We start from the raw sequence: 22,079 nt of genomic DNA on the forward strand, positions 1-22,079 counted from the left end.
CATACAATTGTTTAGTAATGAAGAATGCGTTTTAGTTTTATAAATACAGCATGCGGCAAACTGTTAAGCAGGGCACCTGCCAGCAGTAAGGCTATGGAAGGATATGCTGCCGCGGCCATTTTTAAACCCAGCACCAGCACTACAATACCGGTAAAACCGGCCAGGCTTATGTAAAAAGGCAGCCAGCCGTTTCTTGTTTTAACGCCCCGGTACAATACCAGCAGGTTAACCGCCAGCAGGGCTACCAGTACCGGTTGCAGCCGCATGCTCCATTGCAGCAGGTGCATATTGGTAATGCCCAGCACACTGAGGTAAGCGGCCATACACAAAGGGCATTTGGGAAAGAACACTATAAAAAAAGAAAGTAACGGCGCCAGTAGGGCTTTGCCCTTTGCAGCATATCCCTGTTTACGGGTTTGCACCTGCTGCAGTAAGGTTATTACCTGCTGTGGCTGCCATTGCTGCTGACGCACACCGGCGGCTATGGCGCCATCTGCATCAAGCACGTACAATTCAACGGCATGATGGTTAACAATAGAACCCACATAATTAACCCCTGCATTAAAATATTGCTGCAACACCGGCATACCGGCAGTTACCCGGAATGCACGGTTATATTCATCCGTAATAAAACCACGTTCGTGGCAATACACTTTCATACGTAAAGCAGTATCGTACCCTGCATCATAACTGATAGCGGCTATGTTTACCTGCCCGGCCATACCTGCCTGCTGTAATGCTTTTTGTAACTGCCCCAGCCGGGTAATGGTTAAGGAACATTTTTCGGGGTTATCGCAACGGGTATAAAAAAAGGTTACCACGGTGGGTTTGCCGGAAAAGAAATCTGTAAACAATATTTCTTTCTCCTCCTGGTCGCTCAGGGTAATGGCTGCTAACCGGGCTGCTCTTTTTTTACGGTTCCCAAAAGACAGTAATGGCCGGGTGACCGGTACCTGGCCACAACAGGTATTGCGATATACCTGTTGTGATTTTTCAATGCCGGTTATTGTTTGCTGCATCATGGTTGCCAGCGGCGCATCTACCAGCACATCTTTGCTTAACTGGCTAAGATCTTCCCTTACACTGAGAGCGGCGCTGCCCATCCACCGGAAAGTTTGCAATACCTCGTGCAAAGCCGTGGTTTGCTGCAGCGGTAAGTATGCCTGGTACCAGGTAGTAAAATCTACCACATCATTGGTAAAACGCAGGGCATACGCTGCTTTAAGCATGTAGGGCGCCAGCTGGGGCTGTGGCGCAGGCAGGCCGCGCAACGCCCTGGCTGCACCTGCCAGCAGGTAGGCATGCGATTCTGTTTCCAGCACTTCCAGTACAAAGGGCAATGCTCTGGCCGGTAAACCGGTATGCAAAAAGCACGCAAGCAAATAGCCTCTTATTCTTTTTACTTCACTGGTGCCCCTGCCGGTGTATACCGGGTGCTGCTGCGGCAGGTATGGCAACAACCTGCGCCTGTAAGCCGGCTTTTGTTTTACCAGGTTGATAACAGCAGCAATTTCTTCCTCTGTACTTTGCGCTGTAAGCCTGGTAATAGCGGTAACCCGGTTTGTGAGCATACAATGAGCTTTATAAGATGAATTATTTTTTGTTTTGCCGGAAGGTTCTGGCTTTACCCAGGTACAACTCAGACATCTTTTTCAGGTTTTTAATGCCGGTGAGGTTTTTAGCCAGGCTTATTTTCTGCACAAACTGGTCATCGTTAAACACCTCATCCTTATCCGGCTGGTGTGCCAGGCTGCTGAGGCAGGCTATTCTTATATCATCATAGTCGTCTTCGTCTAAAACAATACGTTTGGCTGCGGCAATAAAATCATTTACATGGCCCAGTTCCATAGCAGTAGCACTGCTTACACGTATCTGTTTCAGCTGGGTTTTATTCTGCATCAGGTTTTGCAGCAGGGGTTTCGATTCCTGGTCAAAAGCCAGTGCATGAATGGCCTCTACCTTAGTAATGCTGTCTGTAGCTTCATTACTAAGTATACTACGCACTACCGGATAATAATTGGCATGTGCATCATAAGCCAGCAGCTGTATGGCTTTGGCAGCCGATACCAGCGATTCATCTTTCTCCTGCAGCCCTTTCAGCAACCGGCGTTGTACATATTCATCTTTTTGCAGCGCCAGTTTTTCAGCGCTCATGGCTTTCAGTTCGGGGTCATCATCGTCCAGCAGTTTACGTAGTACTACTTTAAAATCGCTTCGTTTGGCTATCATGGCATTTGAAGAAAAGTCCAGCGTTTGCAGCGCCGTCAACACACTCTTTCGCAATTCAGCAGGGGCTGTTTCATCATTCAGTACCGCCAGTATATTTTCCACATAGGTTTTGTTATCTCCAATGGCTCCTGTTATTTTTTGCAGGGCCAGCCTGCGCACTACAGGCTGCTCCTGTTTATCGTTAAACAATGCCATTGCTTTTTGTACCGCCTGAGCATCTTTTATAAACGGAATGGCTTCCAGCGCCTTTTGCAAAGCAGCGCTGTCCGTTGCCGTTTTAAAATTTTCCAGCAGCAGCGCGTATTTCGCTTCCGCGTCTTTTAACTCCTGCTGTAAACGGTTGAGGTATTCCTGTGGGTCGTTCATAGTATTCAGTTATACAAATGGCAGATCATCGTAATTAAAAAAGTTACTGTTGCCCTGTGTTTTACCCAGGTAATCGATCGTTTCTCCTACGGTTACCTGTGGTGAGGGTTTGGAAGTAAAGGCCAGCTGCGGCATAGCACCACCCGGCGCGCTGGAAGGTCTCGGGCTACCGGTAACTCCGTTCCAGGGCCACATGGTATCGCCGGGCGCATCACCAATAGGGCGTGTGGTAGGCGTAGGCGCATAGGCGTTTACATCAGTGGCTGTAAACAGGTTGCGCAGCATTTGCCATTTGGCCCATAGCCTGTCTACATTACAATGCAGCATAAAAAACAAAGGATCGCCGCTGGCGGTGCCAGGATCTGTTATAGTTCCTTCGAAACTAACATGGGCAGCGCCGTGCGGGTCGTTCTCCATGATACGGAAATCAGTAAAAGTGGCGCCCAGCGTCATTACATCGGCCTCTGCCATTACAATACCGCCGCTGGTGGCTGTAGTAAACAGAGGTCTGCGCGCAATACCCGTACTGCCCCTGGCTGACCATACACGTAACGGATTGGTTTCGTTAATAGTTACCCTGCCAGCATTAATAGGCTCACCGCCCATAAAATCGGGCGTAAATACATTGGGGGCAGGTTCATCAAATTTCCAGTAAGGCAGGGCTACGCTGGGGTCTATCTCCTGCAGGCTTCTTTCCAGGTCTAATATAAAAGCCCGGTGCCAGGGTAAAAAGGCCGGACGCCTGTGTATTTCAGGGTCGGCTGCTAAATCATGACTATCGAGAAAGGGTTCGTATAAATTGCCGCCCGATCTCCTGTTTAAATCGCTGAAAGCATATAAAAAGCGGTCGCGCTCCTCTGCAGTAAGGGTATTGGCATTTTTGCGTACCCTTACCATGAGCGTTTTTTCGTGCAGGCGGGTACTGGTGCCATTTGCCAACACTGCAATACCGCCATCCTGGTCCTGCGTACTGGCAAAGCCCGGTTTGCCCCCTATAAAAAAGGTAACAGCTGCACCGCCCGCAGGCAATGTAAGCGATAAAGTATCCTGTGCTGCACCTGCATAAGTAGTGCGAAATTGTACCTGCCCTCCGGCAGCCGTATTTCTGTTCTGCAGCGTTACCTGCACATCCGCTGCCGGTGTATTGGTAACACGTATGCTGCAGGCGCATGGGCTATAGCCCACGTAAGCATTGCCGGTGGCCGACTCGTTAATAGTAATGGCAAAAGGCCCTGTTATTACCGGATCAGGCGGCGGATGTATGGCTATCCGCCTCGCCCTGTCCAGGGCTGTATTGGCTGTCTGGTCTTTTTTGGTTATGCTACCCATAGCGCTGTAAAGTTTTGAAATGATCCATTCAATGCTTTCCACCACTGGCTATCTGCTGTTTGTCATGGCCGCTCTGTTCTCACATGGTATTGGTATAAAAGTAGAAACTGGTTCGGGTTAATTATAATTAAAATCAGGCGCCATTAAGATGTTGGCACTTCGTTTAACGTAAATGATAATATTATATATTGTAAAATAAACGAAATTATACCTGGTAAGCTGTTGGCTGAAAAGGCGCTTATATATTTAAAATGCAGTTAATGTAAAAAGTGGATATCCGGCGGCAGACCAGACATGTTTACCGGCTCTAGTGATAAATCACTAGAGATCTATCCGCTCTTCCGGGGGGTATCTGTATGTTTACCTGCCTTATTGCTGACAACATAGTACTTACGCTGGTAAGTCAACACAATATCACTCTGGTATTCCTGCTGTTTTCTGGCCATTTTGTTTCATTTAGAATGTGTTGTAATAAAAATTCCGGTTCCGGCAGTTGCTTACAAGGCCTTTGTATAGTTGTGCCGCGCAGCCCGGGTGGACTATACCAACCCTTGTAGCGTACACACGCAGGGTTGCGCTTGTTGTGCCGCGCAGCCCGGGTGGACTATACCAACCCTTGTAGCGTACACACGCAGGGTTGCGCTTGTTGTGCCGCGCTGCCCGGGTGGACTGTACCAACCCTTGTAGCGTACACACGCAGGGTTGCGCTTGTTGTGCCGTGCAGCCCGGGTGGACTGTACCAACCCTTGTAGCGTACAGACGCAGGGTTGCGCTTGTTGTTCCGTGCAGCCCGGGTGGACTGTACCAACCCTTGTAGCGTACACACGCAGGGTTGCGCTTGTTGTGCCGTGCAGCCCGGGTGGACTGTACCAACCCTTGTAGCGTACACACACAGGGTTGCGCTTGTTGTGCCGCGCTGCCCGGGTGGACTACACCAACCCCATGTGCGCAACACGCATGCCTGATGCACAGCTGTAAAAATGCCTTGTAAGTAATAACATGCCTGACGGGTGGGTGCTGGTAAACCGCTGCTTACTGTTCCTGTTCCTGCGCAGTAATCCGGTTAAGCAGGGTAAGTGATCCGCGGCTGAGCGGCCGTTCTGCACCGTTGCCCGATTGCACCGTAAAAGGACGCAGAAATGATAAGGTAAACAACGCGGACAAAGGCTGGATATGGCTGTAATGCACAATTCGCCTGTAATGCTTACGGGAAAAGTGTTTTAGCCAATTGCGGACGCAAACCATACAGCAATAGCAATAATTTATGTAATTTGGCCGTAAGATGAGCGGAAAAAGAGCAACGATTTACCATATTGCAGAAGAACTGGGCATGAGTGCCAGCTACGTGTCGCGGGCATTGAACGATCATCCGCTGGTAAGTGTAAGTGTAAGGGAAAAGGTGAAAAAGAAAGCGGCAGAACTCAATTACCGCCACAACAGCCATGCCGCCAACCTGCGCCAGGGCTCCTCCAAAACCATGGGTGTTATTATTCCGCACATTACCCAAAGCTTTTTCAGCGAGGCCATTGCAGGTATTGAAGAAGCCTGTTTTGCCAACAACTATAGCCTTATTATTTGCCAGAGCCACGAATCGTTTGCGCAGGAGCGCAAGGCGGTGGATACACTGATACGCCAGAATGTGGATTGCATTCTTATTTCCGTTTCGGAAGAAACCCAGAGCAGCGAACACCTGGATGCGGCGCGGGAAAGTGGCATAGAGATTATTCAGTTCGATCGGTATCTGGATAAAACACCCGGCTACAAAGTAATCAGCGATAACGCAGAGGCGGCTTACACGGCGGTGAAACACCTGATAAGCGAAAAGTATAAGAAGATTGCCTTTATTGGCGGCCCCTGGCACCTGCCGGTGTTTAAAGACCGGAAAGATGGCTATATAAAAGGGATTAAAGAGGCCAAACTGAGCATTCCTTTCAACTACGTGGTGGAAAACGCCCTCAGCCGCGAGCTGACGGTACAGGCCGCTACAGAACTGCTGAGCGAGAAAGATCGCCCGGATGCGATTATGACCGTATCAGATATGCAGGCCCTGGCCGTATTACAACTGGCAGAAAGCATGAACATAGAAGTGCCGCAACAGCTGGCCATACTGGGTTTTGCCAATGAAAGTTTTACGGAACTGCTGCGCCCTACGTTAACCACTGTTGACCAGCAAAGCAAAGAGCTGGGTAAGCAGGCGGCCAACCTATACTTTAGCAAAGCTGCCGGTGGCAATACAGAGGTGGTGGCAGATGAAAAGCTGGTGATAAAAAGCAACATTATTATACGCCAGAGTACCCGCCGCAAACCCGCTGCCGCTGCCAGAAGCAGCAGCAAAAAGTCGGCAGCCAAAGCCTGATCCAACCCGCTTATACCCACACCCGTTATGCGGAGTGGGCAGCCTGTTTGCGTTTCTGCTGCAGGTATTCCGATGGCTGTATTTTAAACCGCGCTTTAAATGCCCTTGTAAAATAGTTGGGCGTGGTAAAGCCGGTGGAGTAAGCAATCTGCGCTATGTTCATATCGCTTTTTTCCAGCAGCACAGCGGCCTTATCCAGTTTTACATTGCGTATATATTCCACCGGTGAGTTGCCGGTGAGTTCCATCATTTTACTGTACAGCGTGCTTCTGCTGAGGCCCAGGTGTTTGCTCAGCGCTTCTACGGATAGGGCGGTATCGTTCAGGTTCTCTTCTATATACAACTGCACCCTTTGCAAAAAGCCTGCATCGTCTGAGCTTATTTCCACTTCCGGCCCGGTTACTTTTATCTGTTTGGTAAAAGTATCTTTCAGGCGGCGGCTCATCTGCAGCTGGTTGTGTATGCGGGCATGCAACAGCTCCACATTAAACGGTTTGGTAAGGTAATCGCTGGCGCCGGTTTCCAGGCCCTTCAGCTCGTTTTCCTCACCGGGCAGGGCGGTAAGCAGTATTACGGGTATATGCGTGGTGCGTTTATCGCCCCGTATTTTACGGCTCAGCTGCAGGCCATCCATTACAGGCATATTAATATCACTTACTATCAGCTGCGGGTGTTGGGCCAGCGCTTTCTGCCAGCCCTCTTTACCATTGGCAGCTTCTATTACATGGTAGCTGCTGCGCAGGTTATCTTTCAAGTAAAAACGGAAATCGTCATTATCCTCTACCAGCAGCAGGGTAACCTTCTCTCCTGCTTCATGCGGCTGTTCTGTGGCAGTGGCAGGTTCTGCCGGCAGTGCTTCTGCTTCGGGTAAGGCGGGCTGCTCCGGCGTGGCTGCAAACAGCGGCTGCGTTACGGCAAAAGGCAGTTGTATGGTAAACGTGGTGCCTGCACCGGGTGTGCTGTTAACGGCAATGGTGCCACCGTGCATCTGCACAAACTCTTTGGTAATGGAAAGGCCTATGCCGCTGCCCTGGCTAAGGATGGCGGTGGCGGTATTGCTTTGAAAATAGCGTTCAAATATGCGCTCCTGCTTTTCTTCTGCAATGCCAATACCCGTATCAGTTACCTGCAGGGTAAGCCAGGTGGTAGTGCCGGTATCGGTTGCCTGTTCAGTAGCCTGTACGCTCAGTTGTATAGTGCCGGCTGCCTGGGTAAACTTAAAGGCGTTGGAAAGCAGGTTGAAAAGAATGCGCTCCAGTTTATTATGATCGAACGCTACAAACAATGCCGGTACATCGCAATGCAGCTGGTAGCGGATTTTTTTGCGCGTGGCCATATCGGTAAAAGAATCAAACACCTCGCGCACAAAGCCGATGATTTCTCCGGGCAGGGCATGCAGGGTAAGCTCCTGCTCCTCCAGGCGGCGAAAGTCCAGCAGTTGGTTTACCAGGTTGAGCAAACGGCGGGCGTTGCGTTTAATCATGCCCAGCTGACCGGCGGCTGCTTCATCCTGTTTTTTACCAAGCAGATTGTCTACCGGCCCCATAATCAACGAGATAGGTGTGCGGAACTCATGGCTCAGGTTGGTTAAAAACTTAATCTTCAGCTGATCCAGCTCGCGGGCTACCTCCGCCTCTTTCCGCTCCTGTTCCAGCTGCTGGCGGGCCAGCAGTTTCTCCTGTTCGGCCGCAAACTTCCGGTGCATTTTATTCAGTGTGCGGTAGCGGCTATACAGCAGTATGCCGGCTATCAGCGCCGCATACAGCAGCCAGGCATACCCGGTACGCCAGAACGGCGGGGCAATATGTATGCGTACGGTGGCCCCGGTGGCATTCCATACGCCATCGTTGTTACAGGCTTTTACATGAAACACATAATCGCCGGGATCAATATTGGTATAAAAAGCGGTCTGGCCCGCACCGGCATCTATCCAGTCTTTATCAAACCCTTCCAGGCGGTAGGCGTAGCGGTTTTGCTCCGGCGAGGTATAGTCCAGCGCGGCAAAGCCGAGTGAAAAGTTTTGTCCGTACCGCAGGCGTATATGGCTGGTGGTGGATATATGCTCCTGTATAGGCCCTTTGTCGGATGGGGTGATGGTTTGGTTGGCCACATGCAGATCGGTCAATACCACGGAAGGTACGTTGTGGTTTTGCCGGAGGTTGCCGGGGTAAAAGGAGTTAAAGCCATCCAGCCCGCCAAAGAATATCTCGCCATCTGCCAGGCGTATGCCCGAGCGCATGACAAAGTTGTTGTTTTGCACGCCGTTGTAATGCATGTAATTGGTAAAACGGCCGGTAACGGTATTGAAGCTGCTGATGCCGTTGTTGGTGCTTACCCACAGCAGGTTATTTTCCGCCTCAATAATATCGTGTACCACGGTATTGGCCATTCCCTGCTTTTCGTTCCAGGTAATAAACCGGCGGGTAACGGTATCAAAACGGCTTAACCCGTTGCCGGTGCCTACCCACAGGCTGCCTTTGCTATCGTACAGCATACACCGCACATCGGCCGAGGGCAGATCGCTGTTGCTGCTGTTATATAAATCGCATTTGCCGGTAGCGGGGTTCAGTTTTACCAGGCCGGTACCGCAGCTGCCCATCCATATATGCCCCTGCCAGTCTTCCTCAATACCGCGTATATAACCGTTCAGCGGCAGAAAGCGCTCTGCTGTTCCTTTGGGTTTGCTGGTATAGCGGTACACCATGGTGCGGGTGCGGGTATCGTACACATCTGCCCCGCCGCCGTTGGTGCCTATCCACAGCCAGCCGCGGCTATCGGCCCGCAGCGAGAATATATCATCACAGCTGAGGGCGTTTTTACCGTTGCCTTTGCTGAAATGCTCACTGCTGCCGGTGGCGGGGTTATAACGGAACAGTCCTTTACTAAACGTGCCCAGCCACAGCGCACCGCCCGCTTCTTTTTCCATGGTTAAAATGGGCAGCTTATCGCTCAGGCCCGTGCTGCCGCCGTTGATATGGGTAAACAGTCCCGTTTTGCGGTGGTACAGGTTCAGCCCGCCGCCATCGGTACCTACAAACACATCGCCATCGGGGGCAGCTTCAAAAGAGGTAACCAGCGGGGCGCTGAGGCCCTGCGCATCAAACACATTGCTGCGGCGCAGCTGAAACAGGTTCAGGTTTTTATCGTATTTGCTGATGCCACCCAGGTAGCAGCCCAGCCAGTAAATGCCCTGCCTGTCAATATACACTGCCCGTATGGCTTTGTTACTGAGGCTGTACACATTGCGCACATCGGGTACCAGGCGGCGCATATGGCCGGTGGCGGATTGCAGTATGGTAAGGCCGTTTTCGGTGCCCATCCATATATCGCCGTTAGGGTCGGCCCCCATGGTGTATACAATATTGCAGTCCGGCGCGCCGGGAATATGCTGACGGTAATTAATAAAGCTATCGCGTTGCGGCACCAGCATGCCGGCACCAGCATCGGTACCTACCCACAGGCGGCCGTTGTTATCCTGCGCCATGCAATGGATTTTATCGCTGATAAGGCTGCCCGGCCGGTTGGCATTATGCGCAAAACGCTGAAAGCGGTTTTGCTGCCGGTGGTACAGGTACAGGCCGTGGTTGGTGCCTATCCACATGCGTTTCTGCTGGTCTTCCAGTACACTCACCACCAGTTTTTCTGCCGGGGTGGTGCCCTCCAGGGTAACCAGGGGCAGCGTGGTTACGGTGCGCGCAGCAGGATCCATCAGGTGAAGGCCGGAGAAATTAGCTACCCATATTTTGCCGGTATAATCATCGCACAGGCTTTTGATGCAGTTGTCCAGCGCTGCATCTGCCCCGCGGAAGCTTTTTACCGATACAAACACATCCTTTTTCCGGTTATACATACTTACCGAGCCGCGGCCGCTGCCTACCCACAGGTTGCCCGCCCTATCCTCAAACAAACAGGTAATATTATTATCCGGCAGGCTGGTGGTATCGCCCGCTTTATGCCGGTATACGGTAAACCGGGTGCCATCGAACCGGTTAAGGCCATCGTCGGTGGCAAACCACATCCAGCCGTATCTGTCTTTTAAAATAGCGTTTACAGTATTGTAACTCAACCCGTTTTGAGCGGTAAGTGAAGTGAAATTGATGGGGTTTTCCTGTGCCTTTGCCCTGGTAGTCGTGGTGATTACCAGCAGACAGAGCAGAAAACGGATAAGATATACGCGCATAAGCAATCATTAAGTACACCAAAAGTCTGTATGAATGTACGGTAATTTGGAGAAACGCGAAAGGCTGTTTGGCAGGCCGACGGTGGCTGCCCACCGGCAAACCCATGTTTTTTAGCACGAAAAACGCTTGCACAAATGTGCAAATTGAACATTTGTGCTACTTATTTCAACAAAGGGCGCATGCCTCCGGGGGCTGTTCGGCTAATTTTAGCGGGCAAACGATTGACTATTTCTGTAATACATTAACGCATGCTGATGAAAAAAGAAGCCATTACACCGGAGGTAACTATTTATGATATTGCCAGCCACCTGGGTATAGCCACCTCCACGGTAAGCCGTGGTTTACAGAACAACCCTATTATAAACAAGGCCACGCGCCAGAAAATAGCCGACGCTGCCGAAGCCCTGGGCTACCGGCGTAACAATTACGCGGTAAACCTGCGCACGCAGCGCACCCACACCATTGGGGTAATAGTACACGAACTGAAAAGCCATTTTATTACCTCGGTACTCGCCGGCATTGGCAATGTGGCGGCGGAAGCAGGGTACGATGTAATTATTGGTTACTCGGCCGAAAGTGCGGTAAAGGAAGCGGCCAACGCCCGCAACTTTTTTAATAAACGGGTAGATGGGGTAATTGCCTCTCTGGCTATGGATACCAAAGACCTCTCCCACTTTCAGCCGTTTCAGACCCGGAATATTCCGCTGGTGTTTTTTGACCGTACGGAAGACCACCCCAACAGTACCATGGTGGTGATTGACAATACCCGCTGCGGTTACGAAGCTACCAGCCACCTGATAGCACGCGGTTGCCGCAACATTGCCCTGGTAACCGGCAGCCTGAAAAGGAATGTATATGCACAACGCTACCAGGGGTACGTGCAGGCACTGCAGGAGAACGGCATGCGGGTAAACAACGACCTGATTGTGCTGAACGAGCTGGATGAGCAGGGGGGCCTGGAAGCAGCTAAAGCCATTTTGCGTATGAGCCCCCGCCCCGATGCGGTTTTTGTGACCAACGATTTTGCAGCCGCTATATGTATGCGGGCGCTGCAGGATGAAGGGCTGCGTGTGCCGGAAGATATAGCCATTGTAGGCTTTAACGATGATAATGTGTGCCGCCTGGTGCGCCCGCAGTTAACTACCATACAATACCCCGGTATTGAAATGGGACAGATTGCAGCACGTAACCTGATTGACCACCTGGAGGGTAATACCAGTATTACCAATGCCAGCCGTATTGTGGTGCGTTCGCAATTGATAATACGGGAGTCATCGTTGTTTTAGTCGGATATACTTGTTATAAAAAGAAAGGGGGTGAAGAATCACTCCCTTTTGTGTAACGGTTGCTTATATCTGCTTAAGTCCGGTCTGAGTGTACCGGGTCAACAGGTGTAAATTAGAATATTTCTGCATTCTTTCAATCGATTTCAATAAAAATTGCAGAAATTCACATTGTTATATTCTGCTATAGCTATGTAATCGATTGTATGAAAAAAGGAAAAGAGACTACGATTTATGATATTGCCAGACAACTGAACATCTCCGCTTCCACCGTTAGCCGTGCACTTCAGGATCATCCGGGGGTAAACAAGAAAACCAAGAAGATGATTGATGATTTTGTGGCGCAAACCAGTTTTCGCACCAATCCTTTTGCCAGCAATCTGCGCAACAAACAAACCAAAACCATTGGTGTACTGGTACATGAATTGAACAGTAACTTTATTACCTCTGTACTGGCAGGCATAGAAAAAGTAACTGCATCTGAAGGTTTCGATATCATCATTGCCCACTCCTCTGAAAGTGGCACCCGCGAGGCGGCCAACGTTAAAAACCTGTTTAACAAACGGGTAGACGGGCTGATAGCCTCGCTGAGCTTTGATACCAGTAATCTGGAGCATTTTCAGCCTTTTTTTGACCGCGGTGTGCCGGTGTTGTTTTTCGACCGTGTGGAGCAGGACGGGCATAAAACCGTGGTGGTGATAGACAATGCCAAATGCGGTTATATAGCCACCCAACACCTGATTGAGCAGGGTTGCAAACGGATAGTGCATGTAACCTCCAGCCTCAACAGAAACGTGTACAGCCAGCGTTACAAAGGCTACCGCGATGCGCTGTTTGATAACGGACTGGCTTTTGAAGAAGACCTGCTGATAGTGGGCGACCTTACCCGCAAAGCCGGTGCAGAAGCCGCTCTGAAAATACTGAATATGAGCCCCATGCCCGATGGGGCCTTTATTACCAACGATTTTATGGCCGCCGTATGCATGCGTGCCCTGCGGGAGAAAGGGGTGGCCATACCCAACGACATTGCCATTGTAGGCTTTAACAACGATGCCATTGGCGAACTGATTGAGCCTGCTTTAACTACCATTAATTATCCCGGTGAGGATATGGGCGAAATTGCCGCCCGCAACTTGATTAACCACATAAAAGGCATTGGCAACCTGGAACAAACCAATACCATTATAGTGCGCTCGGGGCTGGTGGTACGCGGCTCCTCGGTACGCACTACACCACAGACACCTGATTGAACCGGAAATATTTGAAAATTAATTACGCTTTACAACATGAAACGATTGTGTTCTTCATTAACCACCACCCTGTTACTGTTACTTTCTGCAACCGGCACCACCGCACAAACCGCCACTAACCCGGTTATATTTGCGGATGTGCCTGATATGGCTATACTACGCAAAGGCAATACCTATTACATGAGCAGCACTACGATGCATATGAGCCCGGGATTGCCCATTATGAAATCGAAAGATCTGATAAACTGGGAGCTGACCGGTTATGCCTACGATACCCTGAGCACGATTGACGAACTAATGCTGAACAAAGGCAAAAGCGTATACGGCAAAGGCTCCTGGGCCAGCAGCCTGCGTTACCACAACGGCATGTACTACGTTACCACGTTTGCCAACCCACCCAACAGAACCTACATTTATACCACAAAAGATATTGAAAAAGGGCCGTGGAAAGCCATTTCGTTTGCCCCCGCCCTGCACGATCACTCCCTGTTTTTTGATGACGACGGACGCATTTACATGGTATACGGTAACGGCCGCCTGATGCTGGCCGAGCTGGAAGCAGACCTTTCCGGCGTTAAACCCAATACCACCCGCGTACTGATAGAAAATGCCAGCGCCCCTGCCGGCCCCAATATTGGCCTGGGTGCAGAAGGTTCGCAGCTGTTTAAAGTAAATAACAAATATTACCTTTTCAATATCACCTGGCCCAAAGGCGGTATGCGCACTGTGGTGGTACACCGGGCAGATGCCATTACCGGCCCTTATGAAGGCCGCGTGGCTTTTCAGGATAAGGGTGTGGCGCAGGGTGGCCTCATCAGCACCCCGGAGGGTAACTGGTACAGCTACCTGTTTCGCGATTATGGTGCGGTAGGCCGTATACCCTACCTGGTACCCGTTACCTGGCAGGATGGATGGCCGGTGATTGGTGTAAATGGGAAAGTAACGGACAGCCTGCCGCTGCCCGCCTCCAGAGGTTATAACCCAGGTATTGTATGCAGCGATGAGTTTAACAATGGCAAGCGCCCGCTGGCACTGCCCTGGCAATGGAACCACAATCCGGATAACAGTTTATGGTCGCTCACGCAACGTAAAGGCTATTTACGCCTTACCACCGGCCGTATTGATAGTACCTTGCTGCTGGCCCGTAATACCCTTACCCAGCGCACCTTTGGCCCTGAGTGCGCCGCTGTTACCGCAGTAGATGTAAGCAAGCTGAAAGCCGGTGACTGCGCAGGCCTTACGCTGCTGCAGAAGAACTATGGCTGGGTGGGTGTTAAAGTAGATGTTGATGGCAGCCGCCGTTTGGTAATGATGAATGCCGGCAACGGCAAACCGGAAGAAGCGGCCAGCGTACCTTTAAACCAACCCGTAGTATACCTGAAAGCTGCCTGCGATTTTAAAGAGAAAGCAGATAAAGGATATTTTTATTACAGCCTGGATGGCAACACCTGGCAGCCCATTGGCACACCCCTTACTATGGCGTATACCATTCCGCATTTTATGGGTTACCGTTTTGGACTGTTTACCTACGCCACCAAAGAAGCGGGTGGCTATGCAGATTTTGATTATTACCGCATCAGCACCAGCAAAGACGGCAATACCTTTAAAAAGCAATAACAGGCCCGTTGATCCGCGCTATGAAACAGGCTTTTTACATTGCATGCATATGCCTGCTAACAGTGGGTATGCCGGTAGCAAAAGCCACCGGTATACCTGCCAGCCGGCAACTTAGCCTGCCTGATAACCTCACCTGGCAACCACTGAGCCGATGCGCGGTGGCAGTGTATAAGCGAACCATGCCCGTTGCTGCCGGTATTCAATTGCACAAACAGCCTTGTTATTTTGCAGATAAATACGTAACCCGCCTTACACCACAAAATGCCGGCGTATGGAGCCAAACGGCTGCCGGCCGGGTATGGCGGTTGGCCCTAAGTTCCGCAGGGGCTTACTCCCTATATGCCACTTTACAACACCTGCAACTGGCGCCCGGTGTACAACTGTACCTATACAACCCTGCTTATAAACAGATACAGGGCCCTTACACCGCAGCCAGTTTACAGGGCAACAGCCTGCTTACATTACCCCCCATAGCCGGTGATAAAATGGTATTCGAACTGAATGTACCTGCCACAGTAAAAAATTACGGAACCCTTACGGTAGCCGCTGTGTATCACGACCGGTTGAACATACTGGCAACAACAACCTTTAAGTATACGCCACCTTCCTGCGAAGAGCAGGTAAACTGCGCCAGCGGTATTTACTGGCAAACAGAAAAACGAGCCGTATGTAAAATAATTGCTGACGGTGCTTTGTGTACCGGCACCCTGCTTGCCAATACCAGCCGCAGCAGTACGCCCTACGTGCTCACTGCATACCACGTTATTTTTACGCAGCAGCATGCGCAGGAAGCGGTGTTTGTTTTCAACTACGAGTACACTACCTGCGGCGGAACAGAAACCGGTACCCTGCAATCCATTTCAGGCAGCAGCCTGGTAGCGGCGCAGGAAGGCAGCGATGCTGCATTGCTGTTGCTGAATACAACGCCACCTGCCGCCTATAAACCGTATTATGCAGGCTGGGATGTTACTGACAGTGCACCGGCCACACCTGCCGCTACCCTTCACCACCCCTGGGGCCGCCCCAAACAAATAGCACTTACCTGGCAAGCGGTACCCACAGCGGATTATGGCAGCGCTTATGCCCCCAATGCCTTTTGGCAATGCAGCTGGGATGTGGGGGTAACACAACCAGGATCGTCCGGCGCGCCGCTGTTTAACAAACAGCACCGGGTTGTAGGCACGCTTACCGGTGGTGATGCTACCTGTGGCCGGGGCGGTTATGATTACTTTTTTAAGATGGCCAGCGCCTGGAAAGCCGGCAATGTTACCAGCAACCCCCTGCAGGCATGGCTGGATGCAACCGGTACTGGTATAACAGCTATGGACGGTTACGACCCCTATGGCTTTGACAGCACTGCCTGCGGTGATGCCTGGAACCTATTGCCTTTTGAAAAAACAGACAGCAGTGTGCTTATCAATCCTGTTACAGGATTGCCTTTTTCTGCGGCTACACCGCTGGCGGAGCAGTTTTTATCGCCCGGCTACCTGCTGGTGTCTGCCATGTATCTGAATATTGCCGCAGTTTCTGTTGCTGATGCCGCTGATTATATTACGCTTACGGTATGGGAAGGTGATGCACTGCCCGGCCGGGTGGTGTACGAGCAAAATATACCCCTTTCACAACTGCATACCGGTATGGTTACGCTTACACCGGATTCAGCCATAGCATTGCGGGGCAATTTCTTTATCGGTTACATTCCCCATATTCATCCCGCGGCCCGGCTAACACTTTACCGTGCAGCCAACCGGGGTAAAGAAGCTCCTTCTACGCTGTTTGTACAGGCGCAGGGCTGGCGTGCCATTCAACAACTCAATAACAACCTGGCCACTGCCGCGGGTATTGGCATTGCAGAATGTTACGGTAAAACACGCCGCCCGGTATATGGTAACCTACGCCTGTACCCCAACCCGGCCGGCAACTATCTGCATTTTACTTTGCCGGGTAACCCTGTGGTAAAAAAGGTATTGTGTTTTAACAGCATTGGTAAGCAGGTGCCGGTAAGTTTTCAACCAGGTGAGAGCAGCCATACCCTTCACTTTCAGTTACCCGCGGGTGTATATTACATACAGGTGCATACAGCTGCGCATATATGGGCAGCTACATTTGTAGCCACACCGTAAAAGCATACAAAAATGTGCATTTAAACATTTGTGCTGCTTTTTTAAACATACCAACCATTGGTAGCACCCATGCCACCGTATTTTGACACGATATAACAGCCATAAAAGCCGATTGCCATAATACACTCCACTAGTGCTTTTATGAAAAACTGTTAAACGATTGCTATACATGAAAAAGCGCTCCCCTACGTAAAGGGTGGCTGTAAAAGCCATGCCTTTACTTCATGAAATCACTTAATTATTAAAAATCAAATGACAACACAAATGACTACTGTGAAAATCAGTACATCGCTGCTGGCATTCAGCTTGCTGTTTACGGCCTGTTCCAAAAACAAAGAGCTTGCCGAAGCCAATGTAAACACCACCAAAGGTACCGCTGCTATTGAAGCAGGTACTGTTCAGCAAACCATTCAGGGTTTTGGCGGCGCCAGTATTCCTATCTGGATTGGCGACCTTACCAGCGACCAGCGTACCAAAGCCTTTTCCGCCACCAGCGGTATTGGTATGAGTATATTACGGGTAATGGTACCCACCAGCAGCGGACAGTTTGCTGCGGAAAAGCCTACCATTGATGCGGCCAAAAGTTTTGGCGCCAAAGTAATAGCTACCGCGTGGAATGCACCTGCCTCTATGATGGATGGCCTGAAACTGAAAACCAGCTCTTACGGCGCTTATGCAGCGCACCTGAGTTCGTACACCAGCTCTGTGGGCGGCGTTTATGCCATCAGCCCGTGGAACGAGCCTAACTATTCCGCCTCTGGCTGGATGGGTGCTACTGCTACAGAAGTTGCCAATTTTGTGGCAGCACAGGGCGATAACTGCGGCGCGCCTATCATGGCTCCGGAACCTTTTAATATGCAGCAATCGTACTTCAACACCTATTTAAGTAATGCTACCGCCAAAGCAAAAACATCTTTTGTGTGCGGGCATATTTATGGCGCCACGCCCTATAACCTGGGCAATATTGGCAAGTCGGTTTGGATGACAGAACACTACACCAACTCCTCCATCAGCGGTAACGACTGGGGTAATGCTATGACAGCGGCCAAAGAAATACACGATTGTATGACTGCCGGCTGGGTAGCCTATGTATGGTGGTACATCCGCCGCTTTTACGGCCCTATTGATGAGAGCAGCAACATTACCAAGCTGGGTTATGTAATGGCGCAGTACGCCAGATACGTAAGGCCGGGTTATACCAAAATAGCCTGTACGGCCAACCCCACCGCCGGTGTATATGTTACGGCTTACAAAAGCGGAAGCAGAGTGGTAATTGTAATTGTTAACCAGAACAATGCAGTTACGTATCAGCCCTTTACACTCAATGGTGCTTCTGTAACCGGTTTTAACCGTTACTATACCACCAGCAGCGCCAACCTTACTGCCGCACCGTTCACGGTATCGGGAAGTAGTTTTGGCATTAACCTGCAACCTTCCAGTGTAACCACCCTTGTTTCCCAATAAAAATATGCAGGTCGTATCAGCAGTGTGATACGGCCTGTTTTTTAATCCGGACCCTCTGTTAATCCCGATCGTGTTTAAGGGTTTCTCTGATTATTTTTTTCGCTTTTTTCTTCCTCTTTCACTAAACTGCAATCACTTTCTTTGTATTGTACAAGTAAACTAACGTTATGTACAACGCAACAGTAAACTTACAGGTGTTAATGTAAAAAATATATGGGTGTCTGAAAATACTATTTGTTCTGTTCGTATATTCGTCACTATGACACTTATGTGTCACAGCAATAGTCAGAACGCTTGACCATCCAATCATGAACCACAACCACTTATTATATTAAAACCACACGTACATGAAGTTTTTCATTGACACTGCCAATTTGAACCAGATTAAAGAGGCAGCAGCGCTGGGTATTTTAGACGGCGTAACTACCAACCCCTCACTGATGGCCAAAGAAGGTATTAAAGGCAAGGATGCCATTCTTAACCATTACAAAGCTATTTGCGAGCTGGTAGATGGAGATATTTCTGCAGAAGTGCTTTCCACCGATTTTGAAGGTATTGTTGAAGAAGGTAAAGTACTGGCTGCCCTGCACCCCAACATTGTGGTTAAAGTGCCTATGATTAAAGATGGTATTAAAGCCATTAAATGGTTTACCGATAATGGTATTAAAACCAACTGTACCCTGATATTCTCTGCCGGGCAGGCAATACTGGCTGCCAAAGCAGGGGCTACCTACCTCTCTCCTTTCCTGGGCCGTATTGATGACAGCGGTTGGGATGGTGTGCAGCTGATTGAAGAAATTGCCGGCATCTTCCGCGTACAGGGTTTTAAAACTGAAATACTGGCGGCTTCTATCCGCAGCGCCAACCATATTATACAGTGTGCTGCTGCAGGTGCGCATGTTTGTACCTGCCCGCTCGACCCCATTCTGGGCCTGCTGAAGCATCCGTTAACAGATATTGGCCTGGCGAAGTTTTTAGAAGATGCAGCCAAAATGTAAACCATTCTATTTTTAAAACACTTGTATGAATATAACAAATAACTATAGCATTGCAGAACTGGAAAATATTGCCGGGCAGGTACGCCGCGATATTGTGCGCATGGTACACGGATGCCAGAGTGGCCACCCCGGTGGTTCACTGGGCTGTACCGATTTTCTGGTAGCCTTGTATTTCCGCATCATGAAGCATGATGCCAGCTTTAATATGAATGGTAACGGAGAAGATTTGTTCTTTCTTTCCAACGGCCATATCTCACCCGTTTTTTATTCCGTACTGGCACGCAGCGGTTACTTTGATGTGAGCGAGCTGGCTACCTTCCGCAAACTCAACTCCCGCCTGCAGGGGCACCCTACTACGCATGAGCATTTACCGGGTGTACGTATGAGCAGCGGATCGCTGGGTCAGGGCCTTTCCGTAGCTATTGGCGCGGCGCTTACCAAAAAGCGTTTGGGCGATAACTCACTGGTATTCTCCCTGCATGGCGATGGTGAATTACAGGAAGGACAAATATGGGAAGCGGCTTTGTTTGCCCCTGCTAAAAAGGTAGACAACCTGATTATGACCATAGACGTAAACGGTCAGCAGATAGACGGCTCCACAGAGCAGGTATTATCGCTGGGCGATCTGCGTGCCAAATGGGCTGCTTTTGGCTGGGATGTACTGGAAGCCAACGGCAACAATATGGATGAACTGGTAACAACGCTGGAGTTTGCCAAAACCCGTACGGGCCAGGGTAAACCTATTGCCCTGCTGATGAAAACCAACATGGGCCACGGCGTAAGCTTTATGATGGGCACCCACAAATGGCACGGCACCGCCCCTAACGATGCCCAAACAGAGCAGGCACTGAGCGAACTGAGCAGCACCTTACAGGACTATTAATCAACCACGAAACAAACAAGATGAAAAAATATACCTATACGGAGTCTAAAGATACCCGCTCCGGCTTTGGCGCCGGACTGCTGGAAGCAGGCCGTAAAAACCCCAACGTGGTAGCGCTTTGCGCCGACCTGATTGGATCACTGAAAATGGAGGCCTTTATTAAAGAGTTTCCGGAACGCTTTACACAGGTAGGCATTGCCGAAGCCAACATGATGGGCATAGCCGCCGGCATGACCATTGGCGGCAGCATACCCTTTACCGGTACCTTTGCCAACTTCAGCACCGGCCGTGTGTACGACCAGATACGCCAGAGCATTGCCTACAGCAACAAGAACGTAAAAATATGCGCCTCCCACGCAGGCCTTACCCTGGGTGAAGACGGTGCCACCCACCAGATACTGGAAGACATTGGCCTGATGAAAATGTTGCCCGGCATGACGGTGATTAACCCCTGCGATTACAACCAGACCAAAGCCGCCACCGAAGCCATTGCCGAGTACGAAGGCCCGGTATACCTGCGCTTTGGCCGCCCGGTAGTACCCATCTTCACCGCACCCGATCAAAAATTTGAGATAGGCAAGGCATGGATGGTAAACGAAGGTGCAGACGTAAGCATATTCGCCACCGGCCACCTGGTATGGGAAGCCATACAGGCCGGCGAACAACTGGCCGAAATGGGTATTGATGCCGAAATCATCAACATACACACCATTAAACCACTGGATGAAGAAGCCGTTCTGAAATCGGTAGCCAAAACCCGCTGCGTGGTGAGCGCCGAAGAGCACAACAGACTGGGCGGCCTGGGCGATAGCATTGCCCAGCTGCTGATTACCCACGACCCCGTACCTATGCGCTACGTAGCCGTTAACGACTCCTTTGGCGAAAGCGGTAAACCCGCCGAACTGATGAAGAAATACGGCCTGGATGCTGCTCACATTGTAAAAGCAGCCCAGAAAGTATTACAGCTGAAAAAACAACGCGCAGGCACTGCCGCGTTTGTATAAGCACTTTGTGCAAACCAGTAGACCAATAACCAAAAGGCCGCTCCATATTTTTTATGAGGCGGCCTTTTTTAGCTCTACAGAGATGCTTTACCCTTCAGATATGACCAGCTTTTCCTGCCCCATAATTTGCCGGTATACATGATCTATAAAAAGAGAGGTATCTATATTGTTGTTGTTATTTGCCTGCTCAAATACCGGTAAATAACCTTTTGCTTCCTTCAGCGATGGAATACTGAACTTCTTAAGCTGCAGCCATACAGGTTGCGCTACACCTTCATTAACAATATAGCAGGTAATGGTTTGCCGCTTACCCGTTAATTCAATATCGTAATTCAGTAGAATAGCTTCCGGCTCTTCACCGGGGTAGATAACAGTTATTGAATTGCTCATTTTTAAATTAGTTATAATAATTCATAAAGTGTTTACGGGTATAGGATTGATAAAAGAAGAGCGTGAAACAGCACTTCTTAAAAAAAATAATCCTGAATGCTATAGTAAACATTCAGGATTCCCGGTTACACTATATAAAGTTTACCATCTATTGCTGCTTTCGCTTCTGAAACTGCCTTTATTAAAAGACCTTTCAGGTTTGTCTAATGCCTCAGCAGCTCTTAACTGCCGGCCATTATAGGTAGAGCCATCCAGATTACTGATAGCTGTTTTAGCTTCTTCATTATCGGTCATTTCCACAAAACCAAAACCTCTTGAGCGGCCGGTTGTCTTGTCGTTAATAACATTTGCTGAAGTAACGGTACCATAAGTAGCAAAACAATCTGCTAACTCTTCATTCTGAACATTAAAGTCCAGATTAGAAACATAAATTTTCATAATAAAACATTAAAAGTAAGTGAGAGAAGCAATGATTGACCAGCTATATACTACTTAGAGGAGTGTGAAGATGATGTCGATGCGAGGCTCAAAAAATTATAACTCCCCGAAGGTAGTCTTTAATTCCATAAAACAACATTTATTTTTTAAGCTAAGAAAACCAATTCA

Annotated in this window: 15 protein-coding genes; 9 read left to right on the top strand and 6 right to left on the bottom strand. The window is 49.7% G+C overall.

Translation table 11 applies throughout. From position 1 onward, the window contains the following. Positions 1–11: 11 nt before the first annotated feature. Genes IEY13_RS16865 through IEY13_RS16875 form a run of 3 tightly spaced genes read right to left on the bottom strand, consistent with a single transcriptional unit; the run spans position 12 to position 3,924 of the window. A complete protein-coding gene (locus IEY13_RS16865) occupies positions 12–1,571 on the bottom strand; it encodes an SCO family protein (RefSeq protein WP_188954224.1) in 1,560 nt (519 codons plus the stop codon). 22 nt (positions 1,572–1,593) lie between these two features. Further along, entirely contained in the window at positions 1,594–2,595 is a 1,002-nt protein-coding gene (locus IEY13_RS16870) for a HEAT repeat domain-containing protein (protein ID WP_188954226.1), read from the bottom strand. Positions 2,596–2,604: 9 nt separating this feature from the next. Further along, positions 2,605–3,924, bottom strand: coding sequence for a tyrosinase family protein (locus IEY13_RS16875; protein ID WP_188954228.1), 1,320 nt, complete (start codon positions 3,922–3,924; stop codon positions 2,605–2,607). 1,282 nt (positions 3,925–5,206) lie between these two features. Here IEY13_RS16875 and IEY13_RS16880 point away from each other — a divergent pair. Continuing rightward, positions 5,207–6,280 (top strand): LacI family DNA-binding transcriptional regulator, encoded by a 1,074-nt coding sequence (locus tag IEY13_RS16880; protein WP_188954230.1) that lies wholly within the window; start codon positions 5,207–5,209, stop codon positions 6,278–6,280. Between the two features lie 25 nt (positions 6,281–6,305). Here the strand turns inward: IEY13_RS16880 and IEY13_RS16885 are convergent, their stop codons facing one another. Then, positions 6,306–10,460 carry a hybrid sensor histidine kinase/response regulator transcription factor gene (locus IEY13_RS16885; RefSeq protein ID WP_188954232.1) on the bottom strand — a complete coding sequence of 1,385 codons (4,155 nt, stop codon included), beginning with the start codon at positions 10,458–10,460 and terminating at the stop codon, positions 6,306–6,308. Positions 10,461–10,715: 255 nt separating this feature from the next. On the opposite strand from IEY13_RS16885, the gene IEY13_RS16890 reads away from it, so the two are divergent. From IEY13_RS16890 to IEY13_RS16925, 8 genes are all read left to right on the top strand, one after another. Further along, positions 10,716–11,747, top strand: a complete 1,032-nt coding sequence (locus IEY13_RS16890; protein WP_188954234.1) for a LacI family DNA-binding transcriptional regulator — start codon at positions 10,716–10,718, stop codon at positions 11,745–11,747. A 203-nt stretch (positions 11,748–11,950) separates the two neighbouring features. Further along, positions 11,951–12,994, top strand: coding sequence for a LacI family DNA-binding transcriptional regulator (locus tag IEY13_RS16895; protein ID WP_188954236.1), 1,044 nt, complete (start codon positions 11,951–11,953; stop codon positions 12,992–12,994). Positions 12,995–13,030: 36 nt separating this feature from the next. Continuing rightward, entirely contained in the window at positions 13,031–14,611 is a 1,581-nt protein-coding gene (locus IEY13_RS16900) for a glycoside hydrolase family 43 protein (RefSeq protein WP_188954237.1), read from the top strand. 68 nt (positions 14,612–14,679) lie between these two features. Continuing rightward, complete coding sequence (locus IEY13_RS16905; protein WP_188954239.1) at positions 14,680–16,734, top strand: trypsin-like peptidase domain-containing protein; 2,055 nt, start codon at positions 14,680–14,682, stop codon at positions 16,732–16,734. A 264-nt stretch (positions 16,735–16,998) separates the two neighbouring features. Continuing rightward, complete coding sequence (locus tag IEY13_RS16910; RefSeq protein ID WP_188954241.1) at positions 16,999–18,198, top strand: glycoside hydrolase; 1,200 nt, start codon at positions 16,999–17,001, stop codon at positions 18,196–18,198. Positions 18,199–18,545: 347 nt separating this feature from the next. After that, on the top strand, positions 18,546–19,196 hold the full coding sequence (fsa, locus tag IEY13_RS16915; RefSeq protein WP_116734558.1) for a fructose-6-phosphate aldolase: 651 nt from the start codon (positions 18,546–18,548) through the stop codon (positions 19,194–19,196). A 25-nt stretch (positions 19,197–19,221) separates the two neighbouring features. After that, a complete protein-coding gene (locus IEY13_RS16920) occupies positions 19,222–20,079 on the top strand; it encodes a transketolase (RefSeq protein ID WP_188954243.1) in 858 nt (285 codons plus the stop codon). 20 nt (positions 20,080–20,099) lie between these two features. Then, complete coding sequence (locus tag IEY13_RS16925; protein ID WP_188954245.1) at positions 20,100–21,083, top strand: transketolase family protein; 984 nt, start codon at positions 20,100–20,102, stop codon at positions 21,081–21,083. Positions 21,084–21,170: 87 nt separating this feature from the next. Here IEY13_RS16925 and IEY13_RS16930 read toward each other — a convergent pair whose 3' ends face one another. Together IEY13_RS16930 and rbp are read right to left on the bottom strand one after the other, a co-directional pair. Then, the gene (locus IEY13_RS16930) at positions 21,171–21,473 is read right to left on the bottom strand and encodes a hypothetical protein (RefSeq protein ID WP_188954247.1); all 303 of its coding nucleotides are present in this window, start codon (positions 21,471–21,473) and stop codon (positions 21,171–21,173) included. 141 nt (positions 21,474–21,614) lie between these two features. Continuing rightward, a complete protein-coding gene (rbp, locus tag IEY13_RS16935; protein ID WP_188954249.1) occupies positions 21,615–21,911 on the bottom strand; it encodes an RNA-binding regulator in 297 nt (98 codons plus the stop codon). Positions 21,912–22,079: the final 168 nt, after the last annotated feature.

This window comes from Filimonas zeae (assembly GCF_014641615.1).
In the GTDB taxonomy this organism is placed as follows: domain Bacteria; phylum Bacteroidota; class Bacteroidia; order Chitinophagales; family Chitinophagaceae; genus Filimonas; species Filimonas zeae.

What these genes read in the sequence shown, in the direction of transcription:
- IEY13_RS16905 (WP_188954239.1), top strand. Translation starts at nt 14,680, where the DNA reads ATGCCGGTAGCAAAAGCCACCGGTATACCTGCCAGCCGGCAACTTAGC.
- rbp (WP_188954249.1), bottom strand. Translation starts at nt 21,911, where the DNA reads ATGAAAATTTATGTTTCTAATCTGGACTTTAATGTTCAGAATGAAGAG.
- IEY13_RS16925 (WP_188954245.1), top strand. Translation starts at nt 20,100, where the DNA reads ATGAAAAAATATACCTATACGGAGTCTAAAGATACCCGCTCCGGCTTT.
- IEY13_RS16885 (WP_188954232.1), bottom strand. Translation starts at nt 10,460, where the DNA reads ATGCGCGTATATCTTATCCGTTTTCTGCTCTGTCTGCTGGTAATCACC.
- IEY13_RS16910 (WP_188954241.1), top strand. Translation starts at nt 16,999, where the DNA reads ATGACTACTGTGAAAATCAGTACATCGCTGCTGGCATTCAGCTTGCTG.
- IEY13_RS16875 (WP_188954228.1), bottom strand. Translation starts at nt 3,924, where the DNA reads ATGGGTAGCATAACCAAAAAAGACCAGACAGCCAATACAGCCCTGGAC.
- IEY13_RS16890 (WP_188954234.1), top strand. Translation starts at nt 10,716, where the DNA reads ATGAAAAAAGAAGCCATTACACCGGAGGTAACTATTTATGATATTGCC.
- IEY13_RS16895 (WP_188954236.1), top strand. Translation starts at nt 11,951, where the DNA reads ATGAAAAAAGGAAAAGAGACTACGATTTATGATATTGCCAGACAACTG.
- IEY13_RS16930 (WP_188954247.1), bottom strand. Translation starts at nt 21,473, where the DNA reads ATGAGCAATTCAATAACTGTTATCTACCCCGGTGAAGAGCCGGAAGCT.
- IEY13_RS16870 (WP_188954226.1), bottom strand. Translation starts at nt 2,595, where the DNA reads ATGAACGACCCACAGGAATACCTCAACCGTTTACAGCAGGAGTTAAAA.
- IEY13_RS16880 (WP_188954230.1), top strand. Translation starts at nt 5,207, where the DNA reads ATGAGCGGAAAAAGAGCAACGATTTACCATATTGCAGAAGAACTGGGC.
- fsa (WP_116734558.1), top strand. Translation starts at nt 18,546, where the DNA reads ATGAAGTTTTTCATTGACACTGCCAATTTGAACCAGATTAAAGAGGCA.
- IEY13_RS16920 (WP_188954243.1), top strand. Translation starts at nt 19,222, where the DNA reads ATGAATATAACAAATAACTATAGCATTGCAGAACTGGAAAATATTGCC.
- IEY13_RS16900 (WP_188954237.1), top strand. Translation starts at nt 13,031, where the DNA reads ATGAAACGATTGTGTTCTTCATTAACCACCACCCTGTTACTGTTACTT.
- IEY13_RS16865 (WP_188954224.1), bottom strand. Translation starts at nt 1,571, where the DNA reads ATGCTCACAAACCGGGTTACCGCTATTACCAGGCTTACAGCGCAAAGT.